This is a genomic window from Streptococcus sp. 27098_8_23 (genome assembly GCF_041432195.1).
Classification (GTDB): Bacteria; Bacillota; Bacilli; order Lactobacillales; family Streptococcaceae; genus Streptococcus.
In genome coordinates this window covers 51,368-66,991 of sequence record NZ_JAPVZF010000003.1, presented here as the reverse complement: position 1 = coordinate 66,991, position 15,624 = coordinate 51,368, and the positions used below count along the sequence as shown (strand labels likewise).

The following is a 15,624-nucleotide window of genomic DNA, read 5'->3' as shown; positions in this document are numbered from 1 at the left end:
CTCTACTTGGTATTTTTTAGCTCCCCTCAAGGGAGCTTTTTGCGTGCTCTGAACATTTCCCATTTTAGAAGGAGTACTATGAAACGTCATTCAGCCTTGGTCGTCTTTAGCGGCGGTCAAGATTCCACAACCTGCCTCTTTTGGGCTAAAGAACACTATAAAACAGTCGAAGCCGTCACCTTTGCCTACGGCCAACGCCATCATCTCGAAATTCAAGTTGCTAGAGAAATCGCTAAGGAACAAGGCATTCGTCATCACATCTTAGATATGTCTCTGCTGGGACAAATCACTGAAAATGCCCTGACCTCTGATCTGGAGATCGAGCAAAAAGAGGGAGAGGTTCCCAATACCTTCGTTGACGGCCGCAACCACCTCTTTCTATCCTTTGCAGCAGTTCTTGCCAAGCAACGAGGCATTAAAGACATCGTGACAGGTGTCTGTGAGACAGATTTTTCAGGCTACCCTGACTGCCGGGATGTCTTTGTCAAATCTCTCAATGTCACGCTCAACCTTGCCATGGATTACGACTTTGTTATCCAAACGCCTCTCATGTGGCTAGACAAGGCTGAAACTTGGGGATTAGCCGACCAACTCAGTGCCTTTGACTATGTTCGTGAAAAGACCTTGACCTGCTACAATGGGATTATCGGAAGTGGATGTGGGGATTGCCCAGCCTGCCACCTGCGTCAGCATGGTTTAGATGTTTATCTCTCACAGAAAGGAGAGGGCTAATGTTTTTTGCACCCAAAGAAATCAAACAGGAAACTGGGGAGTCTCTTGTCTACAATTCTCACAGAACCTTGGTATCAAAAGAATTTACCTTCGACGCTGCCCACCACCTCTTTCACTATGAAGGAAAATGCAAATCCCTGCACGGCCACACTTATCATCTGCAGATTGCTGTCAGTGGATTTTTAGATGAACGGGGCATGACCTACGACTTTGGAGATATCAAAGCTATCTACAAGGACTATTTAGAACCCCATTTGGATCATCGCTATCTCAATGAAACCCTGCCTTATATGAACACGACTGCTGAAAACATGGTTTACTGGATTTTCCAAACCATGAGTCAAGAGTTGCCCGACGAACGCGGTCTCCGTATGGAATACGTTCGCCTCTATGAAACTCCGACTGCCTTTGCGGAGTTTAGACGGGAGTGGTTAGATGACTAGGGAACGTGTCCTCAAACTACCAGTTCTGGAAATTTTTGGCCCAACCTTTCAAGGTGAAGGCCGTGCTATCGGGCAGAAAACCATGTTTGTCCGCACTGCTGGTTGCGACTACCATTGCGACTGGTGCGACTCTGCCTTTACTTGGGATGGTTCTGAAAAACCAACTCGTATGACCGCTGATGAAGTCATTGCTGCCTTAGATAAGCTAGGAAGCTACGACTACGTCACCCTGTCTGGGGGAAATCCTGCTATCCTAGCAGCCAACATGGCTCAACTCGTCACCAAGCTCAAGGAACGCGGTGTCACTCTAGCTGTTGAGACCCAAGGCTCCCGCTGGCAAAATTGGTTAAAAGATATTGACCAGGTCACTCTGAGCCCCAAACCTCCTTCATCCAAGATGGAAGTCAACTTTGAAACCTTGGACTTTATCGTTTCCCAACTGGACCCAGGCAAGGTCACCTTTAAGATCCCTGTCTTTGATGATGCCGATTTGGCCTTTGCCAAAGGGATTCAAGAACGTTACCAACCAGATGTTCTTTTCTTATCGGCTGGAAATCCTGAGCCCAAGGCTACAGGCAATATTGTCCAAGACCAACTAGATCGCCTCAAAGAACTCTGGGAACGCGTCGCTGCTGATGATAGCTGGGGCAATGTCCGCGTCCTTCCTCAACTTCATACCCTCCTCTACGACAACCAACGTGGTGTTTAAATTAGAAAGAAAAAATCATGTCACAACAAGAAGAAATGAAAAACCTAAGCCTCCTCGGCAACAAAGAAACCAACTATATTTTTGACTATCAACCAGAAGTTCTCGAATCCTTTGACAATCGTCATGTGGAAAATGACTATTTTATCAAATTTAACTGTCCTGAATTTACCTCACTGTGTCCAATCACTGCTCAGCCAGACTTTGCGACCATTTATATTTCCTACATTCCTGACAAGCTCTGTGTCGAATCAAAATCCCTCAAACTATACCTCTTTAGCTACCGAAATCATGGGGATTTTCACGAAAACTGTATCAACACCATCGGGAAAGACTTGGTCAACTTGCTAGACCCTCGCTATTTAGAGGTATGGGGAAAATTCACTCCGCGTGGTGGTATCTCAATCGACCCTTACTACAACTACGGTAGACCTGGAACTAAGTATGAAGACTTAGCAGAACAACGCCTCTTCCAACACGACCTTTATCCAGAGAAAATTGACAACCGTTAAACTCATACTCAATGAAAATCAAAGAGCAAACTAGAAAGTTAGCCGCAGGTTGCTCAAAGCACTGCTTTGAGGTTATAGATAAGACTGACGAAGTCAGCTCAAAACAGTGTTTTGAGGTTGCAGATGGATGCTGACGTGGTTTGAAGAGATTTTCGAAGAGTATAATACGAAAAAGCCCTGTTCCTCAAACTGAGGAGCAAGGCTTTTTGAGTTTCAATTATTCTTCTGTTCCAAGGAAGTTTTTCGCAACAAGGGCTGCAAGAATACCACCAACGATTGGAGCAAGGATGAAAATCCAAACTTGTTGAAGAGCTGCGCCACCGACCAAAACAGCAGGTGCCAAGCTACGAGCTGGGTTCACTGAAAGTCCAGTAATGTTCAAGCCAACAAGAATCATGGCCATCAAGGACAAACCAATCACCAAACCAGCGATTGCGCCATTGCCCTTACTTGCTGAAGTGACAGTCATGATAACTAGGACAAACAAGAAAGTTGCGATAACTTCAAACAAGAATCCACCAAAGACAGTAACACCGTTTGCCAAGGCATTTTCACCAAGACTAGCAGTTGACATGCCTGAGTTAGACAAGAGGAAGAATACTGCAGCTGACGCAAGGAAAGCTCCAACTACTTGTCCAAGGATATAGTTTACAAGCTCAGAAGATGACAAACGTTTGTTTACAAACATAGCGATTGAAACAGCTGGATTCAAGTGAGCACCTGAAACAGTTCCGATTGAGTAAGCTGCGACTACGATGGCCAAGCCAAAAGCAAAAGCAATTCCAAGGTGTCCAAGGCCATTAAGACCATTTCCAAAAACAACAGCTCCTGTTCCAATGAACACAAGCATAAATGTACCGATTAATTCAGCAACAAATTTTTTCATGATAAGTCTCCTTTTTTCAAACTATGTATTAGTCTATCAGAAGAAGGAAAGGGTTTCAAGAAAATTGACTGGAAAGTTCTTTGAAAATCATGAAACGACTCGCTTATCCTTAGAACTGAAAAGATTGAATGGCTTCTTTCAAGGCATCTTGTAAACTATTTTTCTGGTCAAGTTGGATATAGACTTCCAACAGACAGGATCTGAAGTTGGAAAATTTATAAAAATCTTCCCTCTCTTCTATCGGAAAGTCAATAGTTTTTATCCAAGAAGCTACTTGTTCTTGCTCTAATTTCCCTTGTAAAATGGGTTCATAAAGTACTCTCGCTAAGCGCCAATCCTCATCATTTGTAAAACGAATGGTAATTCTTTTAAATAGTTGACCCAGTACATCAAATACTTCAGAAACTCTGTTACTAGGAAAATCTGGATGACAAACGACTTCAGTTAAGAGATCCGCTCCATGCGCAAAAGCGTGAACCCAACCATACTGACTTGAAAAACCTGTCGTATCCTTTTCTTTTTTAAGATAATACAAACCTTGAGATAGCATAGCATTTCTTATATCAGCTTTTAATCCTTTATAGAAAAGAGAGTGCTCATTACCATCTGCAGACAAAAGATTGGCATAAATAAGCGCCCTAAAAGAACGTTTAAGAGCCGAAACTCCTCTACTATCAATCTCTTTGTATAGACCTTCATCAGAGGAGACCTCTTCTGAGATAAACTGAAACTGTTCAAGGGAAAACAGTTCTTCTTGAATCCCTCTAGCCAAACTCGTAAAAACAAGTTCATCTCGAATTTCTGGAGAGGCATCTCCTAAATGCTCAAGTAACCACTGAATTTCTTCTCGGCTATAGCTCGGTTTTTCTTCTATTACTTTTCTTTGTAATTTTCGACGCATCTCAAGTACCTCTACATTTCTAGTAACTTATCAAAAAGCCATCCGAAGATGACTTTGAAGAGGAATATTTGGAAAAATTGGAAAGGAATAGGGCATGGTTAAAACACTATTTTTTCTTTTTAGGAGTTAAATCTTCAAAAGATGTACTATTTTTACTAATAGTCTCGCTAATTGCTTTTTGTCCTAAACCATTAATTGAACTATCCATTTGAGCTGCTAAAGTCGTTACAGCAGTCTTATTTGTCATAGCAAGAACCCCTATCTCCTCATCGTACTTATCTACAATACCTTTTCTACCTGATTTTATAGGAGGAGCACAAAATGCTTTGATAGCTGCTCTTTCTAATGTTTTTTTGATTTCTCGTCTGGCTGATTCTGACATAGGTCCAATCAAAGCATCTATGACTAAATCCACTAGCATTTTTTCTGCTCCCTTTCTAACTCATATAGGTCTTTTCTTTGACTATAACTCTCTTCTAACTCTTTCTCTAAACGAGAGCGCTCTTTTCGGTACTGAGTCTGCAATTCTTCATCTTTTGCCTCTATTTTAGCATATTGACGAAGATACTCACTACTCGTCTCACTTGAATAAGATTCCAATAACATCAGAAATTGGTGGCGCTCTCTCTCATCTCCAGAATTCTGTCTACCAAAATCATAAGCGATGTTCTCAAATTCCTCATATAATCTGGTCAACTGAGAACGATTATGATCTAAACTTTCATAGGATTCTTCTAGTTTCTTCTTAGCCGTTCTATAGTCATCCTCCAAGGTCCAAAGTCCCTCTTCTTGCTTTTTTATTTTCACTTGGATTTCTTCTAGTTTGTCCATTGATTAATATCCCTTGCCAAGCTTTCGTCTCCTTCAACCGCCTGCTCAACACCTTTCTGAATGTTGGTTTCCAAATCCGTAAATGCTTTTACAATCGCAGCTGATTTACTTACTTTTTTATCAAAATGTCTCTGAGTCTCCCCTACAATACTATCGTACGTTACCCCAGCTTCTGCATAGACATCCTCTATCTCATCATAAGTTAACTCTGTTACAAACCAAGGAACTTCCTTACTTTTATCGTAGAGTGTTTCAGCATCCGCAACTGCTTTTTTAGCCACTGCCTCAATCTCACTGTGTCCGTTGCTGACACTCTCTGTCATTGCTGTCGCAACAGCTGTTGCTTGGACGCTATCCAAGAAAAACATCTCATGGCTACTTATACTACCATCTGATAAAAATTGAGTATTCAACTGTTTTAGAAGTCCATTTTTGACACCTTGTAATTTCTTCAGGGTCTCATAGTTCTTCTTTTCAAGTCCAGTCATCTTCTCTGGACTCTGATTTTCCAAAATATCCTTGATTTGGTTAATTTGATTTTTATCACCCGTAATATCTGGATCAATACTGTGCCCACCAGAATTTTCAAGCAGGTAATCTTCCCCCAAGTACACACCCAAAAGAGGAATAGATACATTATTAAGGGGGTCATCTTGAGTCCGGATTCGTACTACTTGACCTGTGAATGTCTTTTGTTTATTGATTATCTTCTCCCTTGCCGAATCCCAGGGAGTCAGATAATCTATGATTTTATCTTTAGATTTGATAAGACCTTCTAAATAGAGGGGAGCTGAGTTATATACCACAGTACGGGGAGCGTTATACTCTAAGGCCACCCTCTGAGCGATATTGCCTCCTAAAGAATGTCCTGTTAGAGTAATATTATCCCCATATCTCTGTCGAATCCTTTCATAAAATGTGAAAGCTTCATCATAATGAAAACCGAGCGCCATGGCTATACTACCGGCATCTGTAGCGACATCCTTGGCTATATCCGCATTAGGATTCGTTCCTGTATAGGCAATGATCACCTCTCCACTATCCTTATCTAGAAAGGCTGTACCACTCGTCCCAGTAGAGTCATCATGAAAATCATCTAGATATTGGAGGTTTGAGGGGAGAGGTTTACTTCTGTCTACTGCATCCAGAAGTTGTTTTCTATCATCATGTCCAATTTCAGGTTGGTTAACTCGCACATTCTCAAATTCATAAGTCAGATTTGCTGCATCTAAAGTAGCAATACCACTATTCGCTGTATCCTTCTTACTCATACTTTTCTCCTAATTCGATACTCTCTCCTTAAAATAATAGCCATCATTAAAATCAACAGTAACAGAATAGTAATAAAAGTCATCTAACCTCAAAGAACTACCAAATCCTAGTACTGTTTCAGCTTGTTGCTTTTTATTAAAATATTGGTTAATCGTTGTGTTTTTTATAATATAATCTATATCAAAAGAACCATTATTTCCGTTAAAATGTTTGTTTTTTAATGATAATTTGCTTAAAAATTCTTTATCTATACCAAGTTTTTGAAACAAGAAACCATCAAACTTCCACATTTTTTTAGCAGTTTCTTCATCAGAAAAAATAAATTTATTGTCTACATATTGAACACTTACTACCTCTTCTTCGCTTTTTGGTGCATTATCCTTCGCTGGGATTTTAGAAAGAGTACCCGTTATTGTATGCGATGTTGCATCACCTTTCAGCTTAATTTCTGTGATAAAATCGTCAATTCCATCACTTTTCTTTTTAAAATACACCTGCTCAATCTCAAAACCTTCCGGAAACTTTTCAAACAAGTCAAACAAATTCTCGGTTGGATAAACTCGACTGACCTCAGAGACTTTATTTTCAATCCATTCTCGGCTGTTCTTATTTTCTCCACATCCTGCCAATCCTATCATGATCAATCCTCCTAAAAGTAACATTGTGAGAAATATGCGTTTTTTCATAACCCTCTCCTTACTTATGATATTCAATAAAACAACTAATCATAGTTCCCTTATAGTATACCATAAAAGCATCATTTCCTTGTATCTTATTCAAATTTATAAGTTAGATTAGAAGCATCCAGAGTAGCAATACCACTGTTCACTGTATCCTTCTTACTCATACTTCTCTCCTAATTCGATACTCTCTCCTTAAAATAATAGCCATCATTGTAATCTAGTAAAATTGAGTAGTAGTAATAACCCTCGTTTTGTAGAGAACTTCCAATCTCTAGTACGGATGTTTCAGAATCATTTTTATGAAAATAATTATTAACTATTTCATTTTCTGTAAAATATAAAATACTAAAACCATTTGTCACGCTATTATACGATTTCTCTTTTAATCTTAACTTAGACAATTCTGTTTTATTTAAAGTCAACTTTTGAAACAAAAAACCATCAAACTTCCATATTTTTTTAGCGGTTTCTTCATCAGAAAAAATAAATTTGTTGTCTACATATTGAACACTTACTACCACTTCATCGCTCTTTGGTGCATCATCCTTCGCTGGAATTTTAGCAAGAGTACCCGTTATTGTATGCGATGTTGCATCACCTGTCAGCTTAATTTCTGTGATGAAATCGTCAATTCCATCACTTTTCTTTTTAAAATAGACCTGCTCAATCTCAAACCCTTCTGGAAATTGCTTAAACAAGTCAAAGAGATTTTCGGTTGGATAGACACGACTAACCTCAGATACTTTGTTTTCAATCCATTCTCGGCTATTTTTATTTTCTCCACATCCTGTTAATCCTATCATGATCAATCCCCCTAAAAGTAATATTGTGAGAAATATGCGTTTTTTCATAACCTTCTCCTTTTTAATAATATTCCATAAAACAACCAAATTTAATTCCCTATAGTATACCATAAAAGCAACATTTCCTTGCATATTTTTCAAATTCAAAAGCCAGATTTGCTGCATCTAAAGTTGGAATTCCACTACTCGCCATTATTCAATTCTCCATTAGACACTGTTTCTCTAAAATAATAACCGTCTTTGTAATCAACAACTACAGAATAGTAATAATAATCATTACTCTGCAAAGAGCTTCCAAATTCTAATATGCCATTTTTAAAACCATCCTTTTTAAAAAATTTGTTTATTATTGGATTATTCACACTATAAGATATGTCAAAACCATTAGTTACACTGTTATAACTCTTACTTTCTAATTTAAGCTCAGATAAAATACTTTTATTAATCATTAATTCTTGAAACAGAAAACCTTTAAAATCCCAAATTTCTTTTGCTCTTTCTTCATCTGAAAAAACGAATCTCTGTTCTATGTAATTGACATCAATAATGTCTGTCTTTTTTTCTAACTTCAAATCTTTTCGAATTAATTTACCAGTTATCGTCTTGAACTGACTATTTCCGGTTAAATATATTTTTATGCTAACTTTATCATTCATATATACTTGATAGACCTCAAACCCCTCTGGAAATTGCTTAAACAAATCAAAGAGATTTTCAGTTGGATAAACTCGACTGACCTCAGAGACTTTATTCTCAATCCATTCTCGGCTGTTCTTATTTTCTCTGCATCCTGTTAATCCTATCATGATCAATCCTCCTAAAAGTACCATTGTGAGAAATATACGTTTTTTCATAACCCTCTCCTTACTTATAATATTCCATAAAATAACTAATCATAGTTCCCTTATGGTATACAATAAAAGCAACATTTCCTTGCTTCTTATTCAAATTCGTAAGTCAGATTAGACGCATCCAAGGTCAGTACATTACTATTTGGCATCTATCTTCTCCATACTCTTACTTTTTCCTGTTATAAGTTCTGAATGAGATATATTTTCTCCGTCAAAAACCACAGGATAACCGTATTCATAGCCAATAGTTGCAGAGTGATCTGCACTAATAAAAAGGTCTAACGACTCACTTGATTGCATATGGAAGTAATCCTGAATAATTTTACAATTTACATTTTTGTAAGTAATAGAAGCATCACCAGTCTCCCAATTATAGTACGTTTTTTTGAGCTCAAATCGAGATAGAACTGCTTTATTTAGTTCTAACTTTTGAAATAAAAAACCATCATAAAACAAATCATCTTTAGAAACTTCTGGATTCAAAAATTCCAATCCTTTTTCAGTGTACACAATACGACTTTCTAAAAGCACTTTTTCTTCATAAGGATTACCTCGAGCTTCTATTCTTTTAAAATTACCAGTTATTTCTTTTGTTTCTGCATTTCCTACGAGTTCAATCTTCTGATAACGAGAATAGTCCTTCGTCTCATCGTAAGTATCAATACTTCTAATCTCAAACCCTTCCGGAAATTGCTTAAACAAGTCAAACAGATTTTCGGTTGGATAGACACGACTAACCTCAGAGACTTTGTTCTCAATCCATTCTCGACTGTTCTTATTTTCTCCACATCCTGTTATTCCTATCATTATCAACCCTACTAAAACTAACATTGCGAAAAACATACGTTTTTTCATAATACTCTCCTTATTTATGATCAGTTCAATCAGGATATTTAAAATGTTATCAAATTAATTAGAAACACTATTTCTATCATCTATCCAACTTGAAACTATCTCACTCATTCCATCATTTGGGGTATCCTTAAAAGCAATATTAACATTCAATCGATAACCTTTTGTATTATTATAAGATTCCGCTCCACTTATTGATAACATGTGTTCTCCATTTGACTTAAGGAAATTATTTATCGTAGAGTTATCACTAATATAATAGATTTCAAACACATTGCGATTTGAAAAATATCGAAACTTTTCAAGCTTCATCTTAGATAAAACATCTCTATTCAAACTTAATTTTTGGAACAGAAAACCTTTATAACCCCAAATTTTTTCCGCTACCTCATTGTTAGAAAATATAAATTCACCATCCTTATATTCTACATCAACATGCTCTTCCACTTCTTCTTTATATGGATCAGTAGAAATTTGTATAGTCTCTATCTTTCCTTTTATGGTTTGACTTTCTTCATCTCCATCTAAGGAAACTACTGTTCTGAGCGAATCCTTATAAAATGTTTGAGTAATATTAAACCCTTTCGGAAATTGCTTAAACAAATCAAACAGATTCTCGGTTGGATAGACACGACTAACCTCAGAGACTTTGTTCTCAATCCATTCTCGACTGTTCTTATTTTCTCCACATCCTGCCAATCCTATCATGATCAATCCTCCTAAAAGTAATATTGCGAAAAACGCGCGTTTTTTCATAACCTTCTCCTTACTTATGATAATTAATAAAACAACTAATCATATTTCCCTTATAGTATATCATAAAAGGCTGATATGACTGTTTCATCTATGATGTTAAAATCCTGTCTAATACATTTTAAAACACTGTAATTCTAAAGGTCATGATATAATAGACAATGAATAACAAGCATTACTTGAAGGAGAAATGTATGAAAAAATCGTTCAGACTTTGTTGCCTAGCTTGTGTGACAACACTAGCCTTAGCCCTTGGTGCTTGCTCATCAAAGCCATCTACTAGTTCTACAAATAATTCAAACAATCAGGTTTCTACCTACCATAAGAAAGATGTAACTGGTCCTGCTGCTTCATTTGACTGGAATGCCAAAGTTGAACCTACCAACTATGAGAGAACCTTTGTTGAAACAAACAGTGGCAGTCAATTTAATAAAACTCTAGATCGCACGAAAGAGGCGGCTGAGAATCTTGAAAAAAAGAAAAAGGAAATTTCGGATCCTAAGGTTCAAACAGCCCTCAAATTAGTGGATGCCGTCTTTGTCAATCAAGAAAATCTTGACCTAGTTGTGAAATCAGCGGGTGCTAGCAATCAAGAAGAGTTATTTGATAAGATTTGGAACGAATATTTAGTCCCTGAGTTAACTAAAATCCGTCCGAATTTTTCAAATGATACCATCTTTGAATATAAAGGAGAAAAATATCCTCTCAAAATTTATGCGCCTATGTTTTTCAAGGTCAACACCAATGCATTAGGAAAAGCAGGTGCCTATACTCTTGAGGACTATAAGGTAGATGGCGACATGGTTTATTTGAAATTTATGTCCCCAGCTGTAGATACTTACCAATACGAAGTCAAAGCATCCTATCACACAGACAATCTCGAATTCTTTCAAGGACTGGTGGAAGAACAACAGAAGGTTCTTGAAACAGACTATGCTAAAGCTCTAAATATTCGATTTGTTTATCAATTAGCCGCGCTTGATTTTAAAGCTGACAACTACGTAGACCTAGAGGGCATGGATTATTTTGATCGAAACCCTCATTACCTTGCCATAAAAGTGGATAATAATGGTGAAGCTAGCCTTGATAATGAAAATCTCGCCAACCTTTTACAAATTAGCATGAAGGCTTCAAACGAGGCCAATAAAGGAAAATTTGAATAAATCTTTAAAGCATAAAAAATCACCTCAAACAGGTGATTTTTGTGTATTCATCTTATCGATAAACCGTCTTAAATCCGACACTGGATACCCTTACTCTCCCAACTCAGCACTGTAGGCGATAATCTGGTCAACTGTGTCTGACAAAAATTGGATGGTATCACGGAGTGGTTTGTCTGTTGAAATATCAGCACCGATAATCATAGCTGACCCAAGCGGTGTCTTGCTACCACCTGATTTGAGGAGATTGAGCCAATCTTCAGCTCCAGTTTCTGAATGTTTCAGATGAAGATAACCTGCAGTCGAGATGACTAGACCAGCAGAGTAAGTGTAACTATACAAGCCCATGTAATAGTGAGCTTGTCGCATCCAAGTCAAGGCCGCATCGTCGTCAATTTCAATAGCATCTCCCCAGAAATCTGTCAAGACTTCCTTCATAATGCTGTTGAGCTTGCTTGCTCCAAAGGTTTCCCCTTCTTCAATCAATGTATAAACCTTACGCTGGAAGGCTGCTTCCAAGAGGTGGGTGATGAAATTATGGAAGTAGGTATCTGTTAAGCGGTGGGCAAGGGCAAAGCGTTTTTGACGTGGGTCATCAGACTGGTGCTCCAAGTAGTCACTGAGAAGCAATTCATTGAAGGTTGATGGCGCTTCGACATAGTAGGTTGACATGTGGGCATTGAAGTAGCTTTGGTGATTGTCTGAAAAGATAAATTGACCAGAATGCCCAATTTCATGAATCAAGGTATAGACATCACTCAAACGACCAGTCCAGCTCATGAGGACATAAGGGTGCACGCGATATGGATCCGCCGCATAACCACCAGAATCCTTGCCACTATTAGCAGCAAAGTCTACCCAGCGCTCTTCTTGGTAACGGGCAATTTCTTGAGTGTATTCTTGACCCAATGGTGCGACTGACTTCATGACCAAGTCATAGGCATCATCAATGCTCACTTCAGGATTGAGGGTGCTATCCAAGTCCAATTTCCAGTCAGCAAAGGTCATCTTTTCAAGACCATTGACCTTGGCAACATGCTTGAGGTATCTCTGGGCAACTGGCGCAAAATCCTTCATGATGAGATCAATCTGGCGGTCAAACATGGCACGGTCCACTTCTTGCTCAGCTAGGAGATAATCAAAGACTGAGTCGTAACCCTTCATATCAGCCAAGAGTTTTTCCGACTTGACTTGAGCTAGATAGGCTGCGGCAGCCGTATTTTGGTGCTTACGTAGTCCCTCTGAGAAGGAGCGGAAAGATTTCTCACGAACCTCAGCGTCCTCGTGGTTTTGGTAGAAATTTTCATAGGTCACAAAGCTGTTTTTATAGGTCTTGCCATGGGCTTCAAAGTCAGCCATCTCAAAGTCCCCAGCTCGCATCTTGGTGTAGATGTCCTGTGGACTGTAGAAAACTTCGCCAAGATTAGTCAAAGCCTTCTCCACATCAGCCCCTAGGTAGTGCGCTTTTTTGATTTTGGCCTGACGAATGGCTGCCGTCAAGTGTGGCAGCTCACCCAAACGGTCCAAGACCTCCTCATCTGCAGCCACCAAGGCGTCATCAAAGAAGGTCAAGGCTACGCTGGCATCTGTTTCAAATTCCATCCCAGCTTGGGCAATATTGGCAAACTCTTCATTGCTATAGTCTGTCGTCTGAGGCATAAAGGCGTAATTGCCGATATGACTCATCTGGATATAGATTTGTTCCAATTCCGCAAAGGCCTTTTCAAACTCCTCAAACGTATGAAGATTACCCTTGTAATCACGGCTAAATTGGTTGATATCTTCGCGCGTTTTCTCGATTGCACGCAAGAAATCCTCACGGTCTTGGTATAGGGCAGTTAAATCCCAAAGTTCCTTTTCTGGAAATTCTGAACGGTGTTTTTGTTCCATTTTCTTCCTCTTATTTCTCTAATTCTACTAAAACACTAAGGGCTGATAAGGCGTAAAGTGGTGCTGTTTCTGCTCGCAAGATGCGAGGGCCAAGTCCTGCAAGAACAGCTCCTTTAGATTCAAAACTTTCAATTTCTGCTGGTGAGAGACCGCCTTCTGGCCCAAAGATAAAGAGCAGCTTGGCTCCTTTTTCAAGACCAGAGACTGCTTGTAAGAGCGCAGCGGTTTCTCCTTCTTTTGCTGACTCTTCATAGGCCACTATGATAGAGTCAAACTGGTCTAGTTTGGCTAGAAAGTCTGCTTTTTTCTCAAAAAGTTTGATACTTGGAACGATATTACGTTTGCTTTGTTCTGCTGCTCCAAGGGCGATTTTTTCTAGTTTTTCAACCTTTTTGCCCAATTTCTTACCATCCCACTTGGCGACCGACCAATCTGCTGGAAATGCCCAGATTTGGCTAGCACCTAGTTCCGTCACTTTTTGAGTGATAAACTCAAGCTTGTCTCCCTTGGGAAATCCTGATGCGATGGTCACTTGGATTGGCAGTTCCACATTGTCAGCTAATTCTTCAACTAATTCAAACTGACGAGCTTCTACATCCAGCACGCGCGCCAAGCGCTTGATGCCATCCTCAAAGACTAAGGTCACCTCATCATCTTCTTTCAGCCGCATGACCTGAAACATATGCTTGCTGGTTTCCTTGTCCTCAATGGTGATAGGTGATGTAGCACTGCCTTTGACAAAATACTGCTGCATGCTAGCCTCCAATCACACCTGAAATATCCTTAGTCTTCTTAAAGACACAGGCATTCCATTCCCCTTGAATCATGTGGGTTTCAAGGAAAAATCCAGCTGACTCAGCTGACTCGCGCACCATGTCCCACTTGTCCTTGATAATCCCACTCATGATCAGGTAGCCTTCGTCCTTGACCAAACGATAAGCATCGTCTGTCAGATGAATGAGAATATCCGCCAAGATATTGGCCACAATGACATCTGCTTCAATCTCCACACCCTTGAGCAAATCTCCAGCAGCAACATGGATGTTTTCCATGCCAGGGTTGAGCTCGATATTTTCCTGAGCCACCCGAACCGCCACATCATCCAGGTCATAGGCGAAAATTTTCTTAGCACCAAGCAGCGAGCTTGCAATGGAGAGAACCCCTGAACCAGTTCCTACATCAAGCACCGTTTCGCCACCACGAAGAACCTGCTCCAAGGCAAAAAGGCTCATCTTGGTCGTTGGATGAGTACCCGTACCAAAGGCCATACCAGGATCCAGCTTGATAATCTTTTCTCCCGCAGTCGCCTCATAGTCCGTCCAAGACGGCACGATGGTCAAGTCATGAGTAATGCGAGCTGGTTCATAATATTTCTTCCAGTTGTCTGCCCAGTCTTCCTCAGCCAAGTCAGTCGTGCCCATCTTGACCTCTCCTAGATCCATAAAATCTGTCAATTCTGCTAGGCGAACCTGTAAATCTGCCTCAACTACTGCTACATCAACCGTGTCAGGATAGTAGGCTGTCACTACGATTTCTTCTTGTTGCTCAACCTCTGGGAATATTTCACCAAAACGGTCGACATTCCCCACATAGTCCATACTATCTTCAATCGCAACACCTTGCGCTCCTAGCTCAATCAAGAGATTGGAGACCAGCTCCTCTCCCTCACGCTTCACTGTAACTTTTAACTCTTGCCATGTTTCCATCATTAAGATACCAAGCCCGTAAAACACAAAGCCAAAATAGGAAACTCTCTGAAGACGCTTGTGTCTAAGAGAAGTTTATCTTTTTGGCACAGTGTTTAGGGCGGGTTCAGTTTAGAAATGTAACCGAACCATCCTTTCTATTTGTCAATCAATTTTTTCATGTAAACCATATCCATACCTTCTTTTTCAGGCTCGATATGGGTTTGACGGTAACCATTTTTCTCATAAAAGGCGACCATGCCCGCATCCTGTAATACCGTACACAAATCCCACTGTTTAATCGTTGGAAATTCCTTTTCCAGTAATCTCAATCCCTCAGAACCATAACCTTTTCCTTGATACTGGGGCAAAATCGCTGCCGTTCCCAACCAAGCCTCCGTCAATTCCTCATTGGTCTGAACTCGTAAAAATCCGATATTTTCGTCCTTTTCTTTCAAAAAGTAGTAATAACTATTGGGACGCTCAACCAATTTCCACTTGATTCGTTCACGACCCTCTATGTAGGGATCATACTCATCTTGATATTTCTCATAGACAGCCTTAAAGCTAGCCCTTTGAATTGCAATTACGGTTTCTAAATCCTCTGCTCCTGCTCGGACAATCTGAATCATACTACTACCCCCAAATACACACTCTCTCAACT

At 39.5% G+C, this 15,624-nt stretch carries 19 protein-coding genes; 5 read left to right on the top strand and 14 right to left on the bottom strand.

Features of this window, described 5'->3' with window-relative positions:
• Positions 1 to 78: 78 nt before the first annotated feature.
• From queC to queF, 4 genes are read left to right on the top strand one after another with little or no spacing between them, the layout of a single operon-like run.
• Entirely contained in the window at positions 79 to 732 is a 654-nt protein-coding gene (gene queC / locus O3652_RS05810) for a 7-cyano-7-deazaguanine synthase QueC (protein WP_125412918.1), read from the top strand.
• A complete protein-coding gene (gene queD / locus O3652_RS05805) occupies positions 732 to 1,175 on the top strand; it encodes a 6-carboxytetrahydropterin synthase QueD (RefSeq protein WP_070683812.1) in 444 nt (147 codons plus the stop codon). The genes queC and queD overlap by 1 nt, the downstream gene beginning before the upstream one ends.
• Positions 1,168 to 1,884: a 7-carboxy-7-deazaguanine synthase QueE gene (queE, locus tag O3652_RS05800; protein ID WP_084937186.1), complete on the top strand. Its 717-nt coding sequence runs from the start codon at positions 1,168 to 1,170 to the stop codon at positions 1,882 to 1,884. Before queD ends, queE begins: the two co-directional genes overlap by 8 nt.
• Before the next feature lie 17 nt (positions 1,885 to 1,901).
• Positions 1,902 to 2,393 (top strand): preQ(1) synthase, encoded by a 492-nt coding sequence (gene queF / locus O3652_RS05795; RefSeq protein ID WP_070683808.1) that lies wholly within the window; start codon positions 1,902 to 1,904, stop codon positions 2,391 to 2,393.
• A gap of 217 nt (positions 2,394 to 2,610) precedes the next feature.
• Here the strand turns inward: queF and O3652_RS05790 are convergent, their stop codons facing one another.
• The 10 genes from O3652_RS05790 to O3652_RS05745 all read right to left on the bottom strand — a co-directional run bounded on the left by O3652_RS05790 (position 2,611) and on the right by O3652_RS05745 (position 10,228).
• Positions 2,611 to 3,279 (bottom strand): MIP/aquaporin family protein, encoded by a 669-nt coding sequence (locus O3652_RS05790; RefSeq protein ID WP_084937188.1) that lies wholly within the window; start codon positions 3,277 to 3,279, stop codon positions 2,611 to 2,613.
• A 109-nt stretch (positions 3,280 to 3,388) separates the two neighbouring features.
• A complete protein-coding gene (locus O3652_RS05785) occupies positions 3,389 to 4,180 on the bottom strand; it encodes a DUF2785 domain-containing protein (protein ID WP_125412913.1) in 792 nt (263 codons plus the stop codon).
• A gap of 106 nt (positions 4,181 to 4,286) precedes the next feature.
• Positions 4,287 to 4,601: a hypothetical protein gene (locus O3652_RS05780; RefSeq protein WP_000959511.1), complete on the bottom strand. Its 315-nt coding sequence runs from the start codon at positions 4,599 to 4,601 to the stop codon at positions 4,287 to 4,289.
• Complete coding sequence (locus O3652_RS05775; RefSeq protein WP_125412910.1) at positions 4,595 to 5,011, bottom strand: hypothetical protein; 417 nt, start codon at positions 5,009 to 5,011, stop codon at positions 4,595 to 4,597. Before O3652_RS05775 ends, O3652_RS05780 begins: the two co-directional genes overlap by 7 nt.
• A complete protein-coding gene (locus O3652_RS05770; protein WP_125412907.1) occupies positions 4,999 to 6,282 on the bottom strand; it encodes a DUF2974 domain-containing protein in 1,284 nt (427 codons plus the stop codon). The genes O3652_RS05775 and O3652_RS05770 overlap by 13 nt, the downstream gene beginning before the upstream one ends.
• A 9-nt stretch (positions 6,283 to 6,291) precedes the next feature.
• A complete protein-coding gene (locus tag O3652_RS05765) occupies positions 6,292 to 6,969 on the bottom strand; it encodes a hypothetical protein (protein ID WP_125412904.1) in 678 nt (225 codons plus the stop codon).
• Positions 6,970 to 7,139: 170 nt separating this feature from the next.
• Complete coding sequence (locus O3652_RS05760) at positions 7,140 to 7,817, bottom strand: hypothetical protein (protein ID WP_125412897.1); 678 nt, start codon at positions 7,815 to 7,817, stop codon at positions 7,140 to 7,142.
• Positions 7,818 to 7,951: 134 nt separating this feature from the next.
• Positions 7,952 to 8,623 (bottom strand): hypothetical protein, encoded by a 672-nt coding sequence (locus tag O3652_RS05755; protein WP_371590160.1) that lies wholly within the window; start codon positions 8,621 to 8,623, stop codon positions 7,952 to 7,954.
• A gap of 135 nt (positions 8,624 to 8,758) precedes the next feature.
• A complete protein-coding gene (locus O3652_RS05750) occupies positions 8,759 to 9,475 on the bottom strand; it encodes a hypothetical protein (RefSeq protein ID WP_371590159.1) in 717 nt (238 codons plus the stop codon).
• Between the two features lie 54 nt (positions 9,476 to 9,529).
• A complete protein-coding gene (locus O3652_RS05745) occupies positions 9,530 to 10,228 on the bottom strand; it encodes a hypothetical protein (RefSeq protein ID WP_000745352.1) in 699 nt (232 codons plus the stop codon).
• A 191-nt stretch (positions 10,229 to 10,419) separates the two neighbouring features.
• Here O3652_RS05745 and O3652_RS05740 point away from each other — a divergent pair, with 191 nt between their 5' ends.
• A complete protein-coding gene (locus tag O3652_RS05740) occupies positions 10,420 to 11,388 on the top strand; it encodes a hypothetical protein (protein ID WP_125413769.1) in 969 nt (322 codons plus the stop codon).
• Positions 11,389 to 11,478: 90 nt separating this feature from the next.
• Here O3652_RS05740 and pepF read toward each other — a convergent pair whose 3' ends face one another.
• The 4 genes from pepF to O3652_RS05720 all read right to left on the bottom strand — a co-directional run bounded on the left by pepF (position 11,479) and on the right by O3652_RS05720 (position 15,592).
• Entirely contained in the window at positions 11,479 to 13,275 is a 1,797-nt protein-coding gene (gene pepF, locus O3652_RS05735) for an oligoendopeptidase F (protein ID WP_125413768.1), read from the bottom strand.
• A 10-nt stretch (positions 13,276 to 13,285) separates the two neighbouring features.
• Positions 13,286 to 14,029, bottom strand: coding sequence for a 16S rRNA (uracil(1498)-N(3))-methyltransferase (locus O3652_RS05730; protein ID WP_125413767.1), 744 nt, complete (start codon positions 14,027 to 14,029; stop codon positions 13,286 to 13,288).
• A 1-nt stretch (position 14,030) separates the two neighbouring features.
• On the bottom strand, positions 14,031 to 14,981 hold the full coding sequence (gene prmA, locus O3652_RS05725) for a 50S ribosomal protein L11 methyltransferase (protein WP_125413766.1): 951 nt from the start codon (positions 14,979 to 14,981) through the stop codon (positions 14,031 to 14,033).
• Positions 14,982 to 15,118: 137 nt separating this feature from the next.
• Positions 15,119 to 15,592 carry a GNAT family N-acetyltransferase gene (locus tag O3652_RS05720; RefSeq protein WP_125413765.1) on the bottom strand — a complete coding sequence of 158 codons (474 nt, stop codon included), beginning with the start codon at positions 15,590 to 15,592 and terminating at the stop codon, positions 15,119 to 15,121.
• Positions 15,593 to 15,624: the final 32 nt, after the last annotated feature.